8 protein-coding genes are annotated in these 8,278 nt (G+C 42.9%); 5 read left to right on the top strand and 3 right to left on the bottom strand.

All coding sequences use genetic code 11. The features are described from left to right. Positions 1–135: 135 nt before the first annotated feature. Genes cysK through Q0K03_RS06340 form a run of 5 tightly spaced genes read left to right on the top strand, consistent with a single transcriptional unit; the run spans position 136 to position 3,913 of the window. Positions 136–1,056, top strand: coding sequence for a cysteine synthase A (cysK, locus tag Q0K03_RS06320; protein ID WP_297238876.1), 921 nt, complete (start codon positions 136–138; stop codon positions 1,054–1,056). Between the two features lie 15 nt (positions 1,057–1,071). Further along, the gene (locus Q0K03_RS06325) at positions 1,072–1,245 is read left to right on the top strand and encodes a hypothetical protein (RefSeq protein WP_297238877.1); all 174 of its coding nucleotides are present in this window, start codon (positions 1,072–1,074) and stop codon (positions 1,243–1,245) included. A gap of 31 nt (positions 1,246–1,276) precedes the next feature. Beyond that, positions 1,277–2,188, top strand: a complete 912-nt coding sequence (locus Q0K03_RS06330; protein WP_297238878.1) for an aldo/keto reductase — start codon at positions 1,277–1,279, stop codon at positions 2,186–2,188. A gap of 58 nt (positions 2,189–2,246) precedes the next feature. After that, on the top strand, positions 2,247–3,077 hold the full coding sequence (locus Q0K03_RS06335; protein ID WP_297238879.1) for an HAD family hydrolase: 831 nt from the start codon (positions 2,247–2,249) through the stop codon (positions 3,075–3,077). Further along, a complete protein-coding gene (locus Q0K03_RS06340) occupies positions 3,074–3,913 on the top strand; it encodes a DegV family protein (protein ID WP_297238880.1) in 840 nt (279 codons plus the stop codon). The genes Q0K03_RS06335 and Q0K03_RS06340 overlap by 4 nt, the downstream gene beginning before the upstream one ends. A 73-nt stretch (positions 3,914–3,986) precedes the next feature. On the opposite strand, the gene Q0K03_RS06345 is transcribed toward Q0K03_RS06340, so the two are convergent. The 3 genes from Q0K03_RS06345 to Q0K03_RS06355 are packed head-to-tail and all read right to left on the bottom strand — an operon-like array spanning position 3,987 to position 8,036. Beyond that, positions 3,987–5,855: an ABC transporter ATP-binding protein gene (locus tag Q0K03_RS06345; RefSeq protein WP_297238881.1), complete on the bottom strand. Its 1,869-nt coding sequence runs from the start codon at positions 5,853–5,855 to the stop codon at positions 3,987–3,989. Next, entirely contained in the window at positions 5,848–7,587 is a 1,740-nt protein-coding gene (locus tag Q0K03_RS06350) for an ABC transporter ATP-binding protein (protein WP_297238882.1), read from the bottom strand. The genes Q0K03_RS06345 and Q0K03_RS06350 overlap by 8 nt, the downstream gene beginning before the upstream one ends. Continuing rightward, on the bottom strand, positions 7,584–8,036 hold the full coding sequence (locus Q0K03_RS06355; RefSeq protein WP_297238883.1) for a MarR family transcriptional regulator: 453 nt from the start codon (positions 8,034–8,036) through the stop codon (positions 7,584–7,586). Before Q0K03_RS06355 ends, Q0K03_RS06350 begins: the two co-directional genes overlap by 4 nt. Positions 8,037–8,278: the final 242 nt, after the last annotated feature.

The following is an 8,278-nucleotide window of genomic DNA, read 5'->3' on the forward strand; positions in this document are numbered from 1 at the left end:
GATGAATTTGGACAGAGCGGAAAACCTAATGATCTGATGAAACATTATCATTTGGATGCATCCAGTATTGCCCAAACAATCAAAGAGTTTGTAAAATAGAACTGTCTATGACAGTTCTTTTTTTGGAGGTTAACTATGGTTTATCAAAACATTTTAGAGTGTATAGGAAATACACCCCTTGTGGAATTATCGCATTTAGAATCGAATCTTTACGCTAAGATCTATGCCAAAGTCGAATCTTTCAATCCTGCCGGCAGCGCTAAAGACCGCATTGCCAGAAAGATGATCCTGGAAGCCGAAAAACAAGGTCTTTTAAAACCAGGAGCTACGATCATTGAACCGACCAGCGGAAATACCGGCATTGGCCTGGCTATGGTATGTGCCTTACGCGGGTACCAGGCGATTTTTACGATGCCGGAAACAATGAGCGAAGAAAGACAGAAACTATTAAAAGCCTATGGCGCCAAGATTGTTTTGACTCCGGCTTCTAAGGGGATGTCAGGAGCCATTGAAGAGGCAAACAATCTTCATCAGAAGATGGAAAACTCCTGGATCCCGTCACAGTTTTCCAATCCCAACAATCCTTTGGCGCATTATGAGACAACGGGACCGGAGATCTGGGAACAAACAAAGGGCCATCTCGATGTCTTTGTAGCAGGTGTTGGAACAGGAGGAACAATTACTGGAACAGGCCGATACTTAAAAGAAAAAAATCCGAAAGTAGAAATTGTTGCCGTAGAACCGGCTGGCTCTCATGTCTTGTCTGGAGGAAAACCGGGTCCGCATGATTTACAGGGGATCGGAGCGGGGTTTATTCCAGAGGCTCTGGATACATCCATCTATGATAAGATCCTTTGTATCGAAAATGAACAGGCGTATGCCATGGCACGAAAGTGTGCCCGCAAGGAAGGTATCCTGGTTGGCATTTCATCCGGGGCCAGCCTTTATGGGGCGATTCAGCTGGCTAAAGATAAAAAGTATGCCGGTAAATCGATCGTTGTTCTGTTGCCGGACACGGGAGAGAGATATTTATCGACGGCCTTATGGAAGGAATGAAAAGAGGAAACGATCATGATCAAACGAAAATTTAAAGAATTGGAACTATCGGGACTGGGCCTGGGTTGTATGCGTCTTCCCTTAGAAAAAGGAAGCAACACGAAACCAGATCTTGAGAAAGTACAGACCATGGTGGATATGGCTATGGAAAAAGGAATCAATTACTACTACGGCCTGGGGCTATCATGAAGGAGAAAGTGAGATAGTAATCGGAAAGGCTTTGAAAAAATATGATCGTTCTTCGTTTTACCTTGCGGATAAGTTTCCTGGATACGATCTAAATAATATGCCAAAGGTTCAGGAAATCTTTGAAAAACAATTGGAAAAATGTCAGGTTGAATATTTTGATTTTTATTTGTTTCACAATGTCTGTGAAAAGAATATTGATGCTTATTTAGATGAAAAGTATCACATTCATGAATATTTGATGGAACAAAAAAAGAAGGGCCGGATTCGTCATCTCGGCTTTTCTTCTCATGGCGATCTTCCTGTTTTGAAACGGTTTTTGGAAGCTTATGGTGAGGACATGGAGTTTTGTCAGCTTCAGTTGAATTATTTAGACTGGGATTTTCAGAATGCGAAAGAAAAGGTCGCTCTTCTTAAAACGTATGGGATCCCCATCTGGGTCATGGAACCATTACGGGGAGGCAAGCTGGCTCGCATCGATTCAGAATATGCTCATGCCTTAGAAGGAAAAACAACGATTGAATGGGCTTTCCGGTTCCTGCAGTCGATTCCGGAAGTTACGATGGTTCTTTCAGGCATGTCGGACTCCAATCAGCTTTTAGAAAACATCCATATTTGGGAAAAGGATCAGCCTTTAAACAAAAAGGAAATGGAAACTCTTTTCAACGTGGCGCATGATATGACTTCAAAAACAGGGGTTCCTTGTACCGCCTGTCATTACTGTACCAGTCATTGCCCAAAAGGCTTGGATATCCCCCGTTTACTATCGCTCTATAACGAGCACTGTTTCAGTAACGGAAGCTTTATCACAACCATGGTGATCGGCACTCTTCCGGCGGATAAAAAACCAAGTGCCTGCATCGGCTGTCACAGCTGTGAGAAAGTATGTCCGCAAAACATCAATATTCCTGAAGTACTGAAAGATTTCTGTAAACGGCTGGATTAAATGCATTGTTTTTAGACACATTGTGCAAAAAGTCTAAAAATTATGATATACTTCTTCTATGAATTCAAGTCCTTTACGATTGGTCCTTTGCGACATTGACAGTACATTGATCAACGATCAGCGTCAGCTGACCAGCCGTACAAAAACAATGATCGATCAGCTTCATATGCGAGGCGTGGAATTTGGTTTGGCTTCCGGAAGACCGGTGGATGAATTAAAACGCTATGCACCTTTCTGGGGCTTTGATTTTCCTTTTGAAATCTTGATAGGGATGAATGGAAGTGAGCTTTGGGATGAAAAAGCTCAGAAACAATATGATTTCTACAAGCTGAAAAAAGAATGGATCAAAGAGATCCTGGAAGCGATGAAACCATTTCCTTCCAACGCATTTATTTACCGGGATGGAAAATTGATGGTCCAAATGGTGGATGCGATGACGAAAAAATCGTCAGTGACCAGTCAGAAACCTATAGTGAAAATCAAAGAGGACGCCGAGCTGTATGAGGTTGATAATGCGAAAATCATGTTTCGCATGTCCAGTGAACAAACATTAAAAGTCGAAGAGTACTTTGAAAAGCATCCTCATCCGCATTATAAAGCGTTTAAGACCCAATCGACCTTGATCGAATTTGCCCATCGGAACATTTCCAAGGCATACGCTTTAGAAAAGATCTGTGAGCATAGGGACTATAGTTTGGAAAATGTGTGGTCTTTTGGCGATACGACCAATGACAATGCGATGTTGCAGGTCAGCGGCCGGGGAATCTGTATGCTTAATGGCACAGAGGATACCAAGGCCATTGCGGATGCGATCACGGAGTTTGACAACAATCAGGATGGAGTGGCCATCTATATTGAGAATGAATTTTTAAGGAGTGGATCCGTATGAAAAATGTAGCTTTAATGGTTGATTCCAGTGCGGACATCACCAAAGAACAAGAAAAAGAACTCAACCTTCATGTGCTTCGCATGCCGGTGATCGTTGATGGGAAAGAATACATTGAGGCAGAAACGATACAGGATGAAGATGTCATTGAAGCTTTGGCCCAAAAGAAAAGCGTGAAAACGGCACAGCCTATCGTCGGCGATCTAATCAAAATGTGGGAAGATCTTTTAAAGGATTACGATGAGATATTTTATTTGCCCTTAAGCAACGCTTTATCGGGGACAAATAAAACGGCTCTTCAGCTGGCGGCCAACTACCAGGGAAGAGTGACGGTCGTGGACAGTGAATTTGTCTGTTATCCTATTGTTTCTATGATGCTTATGGTCAAAGAAATGTTGGAAAAGGGATACAGCTGTCCGCAGATCAAAGAAAAGATCGAAAAGGAAGGAGAACTTCTAGCGGTACTGATCCCGGAAAATCTGGATGCCTTAAAAGCGGGAGGACGGATCTCTCCAGCGGTGGCGGCGATTGCCGGACTTTTGAAAATTGTTCCGTTACTGAATATCAAACACGGTGCCATCGATCTGGAAGATAAGGTTCGCACCTTGAAAAAAGCTTACCAGCGAGGGGTGGAAATGGTGACGCAGGATGTCGATCCAAAAGACTATATCTGGATGGTCATCGATGCCTTTGATCCGCAAAAATCAGAAGACTGTAAAAAGCTTCTGGAGCAGGCTACCGGTCAGCCTGTTGAGCAGCATTCCTTTAAAACGGTGATCCTGTCTCATACAGGAAAAGGAACCATTGGATTTGGGCGTATCAAAAAATTAAAATATTGATGTTGACTGATCGTAAGATCAGTTTTTTTTATACAGTTACAAAAAAGGCCTCTTTTTAGAGGCCGATTCTTGTTTATTCTAATTCGAAGGCACCTGTGTATAACTGATAGTAAGTACCTTTCTTTTTGAGCAATTCATCGTGATTACCACGTTCTATGATTCGTCCGTTTTCCAGAACCATGATCGCATCACTGTTTTGGATCGTGCTCAGTCGATGGGCAATGACAAATACGGTGCGTCCCTGCATCAATTTATCCATGCCATCCTGAACGATTCTTTCGGTATGCGTGTCAATGGAAGAAGTTGCCTCGTCCAGAATCAAGACCGGCGGATTGGCTACGGCAGCACGGGCGATGGACAAAAGCTGTTTTTGCCCCTGGGAAAGGGAAGTTCCCGAACCCGTGATAACCGTTTGATATCCGTGATCCAAGTGTTTGATAAAATCATGGGCATTGGCTAGCTTTGCCGCTTTGATGCATTCATCGTCGGTGGCATCCAGTTTACCATAGCGGATATTGTCCATGATCGTTCCGGTAAACAAGTTGGTATCCTGTAAAACGATTCCTAAAGAATGACGAAGATCGTCTTTCTTGATCAGTTTGATATCGATGCCATCGTAAGTAATGGAACCTTGCTGGATATCGTAGAAACGGTTGATCAGGTTGGTGATCGTTGTTTTACCCGCTCCGGTTGCTCCTACAAAGGCAATCTTTTCGCCTGGTTTTGCGAATAAGTTGATATCATGAAGAATTGTTTTCTTTTCGTTATATCCAAATACGACATCATGGAAACGAACATCTCCGCGCCATGGAACATAGTCAACCGTACCATCTTCTCGAGGGTGCTTCCAGCACCAGTGGCCTGTATTTTTATCCGTTTCTTGAATTTCACCATTATCTAACACTGTGACAGGGGTCAAAGTAACTCTTCCTTCGTCCACTTCACTTTCGGCATCCAGAAGTTCGAAAATACGTGTGGCACCAGCGCCGGCCATAACGACAGAATTGATCTGTTGAGAAATCTGGCCGATAGGGTTATTGAATGAACGGTTTAACTGCAGGAAGGCGGCAATGGTTCCTAGTGTGAGTCCGCCAATGTGATTCACGGCCATCATAGAGCCGACGATTGCGGTGATGACATAGCTTAAATACCCCAGGTTTCCGATGATCGGCATCAAGATATTGGCAAAAAGGTTGGCGTTGGCACTGGCATGGAACAGCTGATCGTTGACAACATCAAAATCTTTGATGCTTTGTTCTTCATGACAGAAAACCTTGATTACTTTGGTTCCTTCGATCATTTCTTCGATAAAACCGTTTACTTTTCCCAAATCATTTTGTTGGGCACGGAAGTAACGAGCTGAACGGCTTGTCACAAAACGGGAAACGCCTACCATTATAATGGCGATCACGATCGCAACGATGGTCAATGGAATGTCCAGAATCAACATGGAAACCAGAACGGAAATCATGGTCACGATACTGACGATCATCTGCGGTACAGCCATGGTCAACAGCTGTCTTAAAGTATCGGTATCGTTGGTATAGATGGACATCATATCTCCATGGGCATGGGTATCAAAATATCCGATAGGCAGTGTTTCCATATGTTCGAACAGATTGTCACGAACATCTCGAAGCGTACCTAAAGCCACGTTCAATAAAATTCGGTTGTACAGATACGTACAAAGGATCCCGGTCAAATAAATCAGTGCCAGAGTCAATAAAGCCTGGATCAATGGACCAAAATTGGGCACTTCCTGAGAGAGCATTGGTACGATATAAACATCGATCAGATCTTTCAGGAAAGTCGATCCATATACGTTGGCAAAACAGCTGACCAGAATAAAGATCAAAATAAACAGGCAGGAAAGTTTATAGTTTTTAATGGCTAACGAAATAATTCTGGATAATCCGTTGGTCGGTTTCTTTTTGTTATTCACTTAAACTTCCTCCTTTCTGCTGTTCCATGAAGGTCTCACGGTAGAGTGTATTACTCTTCAGAAGTTCTTCATGGGTTCCTAAACCAGAGATTCTTCCTTCATCCAAGACAAGGATCTGATCAGAGTCCTGAATGGAGCTGACACGCTGTGAAATGATGATGCGTGTGGTTTCGGGAATTTTTTCCATAAAGGCCTGACGGATCAAGGCATCGGTCTTGGTATCCACGGCGCTTGTGGAGTCATCCAGAATCAGGATCTTCGGTTTTTTCAATAAGGCACGGGCAATACACAAACGCTGCCTTTGTCCCCCGGATACGTTGGTACCTCCTTGTTCGATGTAGGTATCGTATTTATCCGGCATCTTTTGGATAAATTCATCCGCCTGGGCCAGTTGACAGGCTTCCTTGATTTCTTCATCGGTGGCATCCGGATTTCCCCAGCGCATATTCTCTTTGATGGTTCCAGAGAACAGAACGTTTTTCTGAAGCACCATGGCCACGCTGTTTCTTAAACTTTCCAGATCGTAGTTGCGCACATCGATGCCGGCCACTTTTACGCTTCCTCCTGTGACATCATAAAGACGAGGAATCAACTGTACAAGGGAAGACTTGGCAGAACCGGTTGCCCCCAGGATCCCTAAGGTAGAACCGCTTGGGATGTGCAAGTCAATGTTGTCTAAGACATAGTTGGCTTCATCCTGAATGTTGGTATATTCGAAATAAACATCTTCGAAATCGATTTGTCCGTTCTTGATTTCTTTGATTCCGTTTTTCGGAGAGACAAGATCACTTTTTTGGTTGATGACCGCTGCGATACGTTCACCGCTGGCAATCGACATGACAACCATGACAAAGACCATAGAAAACATCATCAAAGACATCAAGATGTTTGCCGTATACGTAAACAGCGACATAAGTTCTCCGGTGGTCAAGCTGGAGCCGACGATCATATTGGCACCAAACCAGGAAATCATCAAGATGGCACCATACATGCTCATCTGCATCAGCGGCATGTTCCAGATCAGGATCTTTTCAGCTTTTAACTGAAGAGAATAGATATCGCCGCTTTCTTTATGAAATTTATTGGTTTCAAACTTTTCGCGGACAAACGCTTTAACTACACGGATCCCGCTGATATTTTCCTGCACGGAAGCATTCAAGGCATCGTATTTTTTGAACATCTTTTCAAAAACAGGATGCACGATAAAGCTGACCGCAAATAAGGCAATGCCCAAAAAGATGATGACACCTATAAAAATCAAAGACAACTCAAAGTTGATAAAGAAGCACATGCTTAGAGCTGCAATCAACATAAAAGGCGCACGCACGCAGATACGAATGATCATTTGGAACGCCATCTGTACATTGGTGATATCGGTCGTCATACGGGTGATCAAACCACCGGTTGAATACTGGTCGATATTGCTGAAGGCGAATTTCTGAATGTTTTCGTATTCGGCTTTTCGTAAATTCTTGGCAAAACCACTGCTGGCAATGGCAGCGTGTTTTCCGCTTTGTGCCCCGGCCCATAAACCTATAAAGGCACATACGATCATGATTCCGCCAATCTTCCAAACGATGCCCATATCTCCTTTGTCAATTCCCTGGTCGACCAGGACAGACATCAAATAAGGAATCAAAACTTCCATGATGACTTCAATAATGACATAAAGGGGGGACTTGATCGTATTGATCTTGTATTCTTTGATTTGTCCAATCAATGTCTTTATCATCTGTTTACCTCCTCTTCTTTTTCAATCACATTCTTTGTGACTTTTTCTAACAGCTGAAACAAGAGCTCTTTTTCTTCGGCGTTTAGCCCCTGTACCATTTTGGCCTCCATGGCTTTTACGTTTTGAAAGATCGTCTGTTCGACTTCCAATGCCTTGTCGGTGGGCTCAATGTAGTGGACCCGCTTATCGCTAGTTCCTTTGATACGGCGGATATAGCCCTTTTGTTCCAGCCGGTTCAAGATACCGGTTACGGTTGGATTTGAGATGTGGTAGAATTCTTCAATATCCTTTTGTGATACTTTTTCCAATCGGGTCCATCGTAAAAAACGCATGATTTTTTCCTGAGACTCTGTTAGATCGTAGTCTTTTAAAGATTCGTTCATGGATTTTTCAATGGCCGATTGAATGCATTTAAAATAGAAGCCATAACCATATCTTCTTTTATCCATGCGGCACCTCCTTTTCCATAGCGGGCTATGTTTATTCATAGCTTGCTATATAATTATATGACTTTTCTTCTTGTTGTCAACCAATTAAAAAAAAGATAAAATACGGCTATGAAAAAGAACGAAATTTACGTATCTGAATGTCTGGATGTAACGAATCAAGGCTATGGAATCATCAAGGTTGATTCCATTGTGGTTTTTGTATCTGGACTCTTGCCCAAAGAGAAAGCCAGGGTTCGTATTCT

This window comes from uncultured Faecalicoccus sp., assembly GCF_944327125.1.
Taxonomy (GTDB): domain Bacteria; phylum Bacillota_I; class Bacilli_A; order Erysipelotrichales; family Erysipelotrichaceae; genus Faecalicoccus.

Coding starts and splice junctions, on each gene's coding strand:
- Q0K03_RS06350 (WP_297238882.1), bottom strand. CDS start 7,587: ATGATAAAGACATTGATTGGACAAATCAAAGAATACAAGATCAATACG.
- cysK (WP_297238876.1), top strand. CDS start 136: ATGGTTTATCAAAACATTTTAGAGTGTATAGGAAATACACCCCTTGTG.
- Q0K03_RS06355 (WP_297238883.1), bottom strand. CDS start 8,036: ATGGATAAAAGAAGATATGGTTATGGCTTCTATTTTAAATGCATTCAA.
- Q0K03_RS06335 (WP_297238879.1), top strand. CDS start 2,247: ATGAATTCAAGTCCTTTACGATTGGTCCTTTGCGACATTGACAGTACA.
- Q0K03_RS06325 (WP_297238877.1), top strand. CDS start 1,072: ATGATCAAACGAAAATTTAAAGAATTGGAACTATCGGGACTGGGCCTG.
- Q0K03_RS06340 (WP_297238880.1), top strand. CDS start 3,074: ATGAAAAATGTAGCTTTAATGGTTGATTCCAGTGCGGACATCACCAAA.